At 65.0% G+C, this 474-nt stretch carries 1 pseudogene; it reads left to right on the top strand.

From position 1 onward, the window contains the following. Nucleotides 1–359 (top strand): annotated as a pseudogene (locus AC0IYH_RS29305) (hypothetical protein); the annotation flags it as partial. Nucleotides 360–474: the final 115 nt, after the last annotated feature.

Genomic DNA, 474 nt, shown 5'->3' with positions numbered 1-474 from the left:
AGATCGGACCGGCCGAAAAGACGACTCCGGCGGGACGTTTTCTCGCCAAGTTCGGGATACCCTTCCGCAAGGAGCGGATCCTGTGGGTCGATTATGCCACATCCGTGGCCATGCATCCCATCCCGACCGATGCCGGCAAGAAGGAGCAGCGGCGCGAGCGGATGCTGTCTCCCACCCCGGACGACAACCGCATCACCTTCGGCTGCATCAACGTACCCAAGGCGTTCTACGCCAAGCGGTTGCGGCCGATGTTCCAGCGGAAGGGCGGCTACGTGTACATCCTGCCCGACACCAAGCCGTTGGAAGAGGTCTTCCCGCGACTGCGCGTGCAGGCGCTGATGAAGCGGGCCGCAACTTAGGCGAAAGCGCGGAGCGCCGGGGGCGCTCCGCCACGATCGTTACTTCTTGCTTTCGCCCGAGGCGCTGGACACGGCCGAGCCGGCCGATTTGAGATCCGTGCCCGCGCCATCGACC

Source organism: Pseudomonas sp. AC463, assembly GCF_979253585.1.
This window is presented reverse-complemented; position numbering and strand designations above follow the sequence as displayed.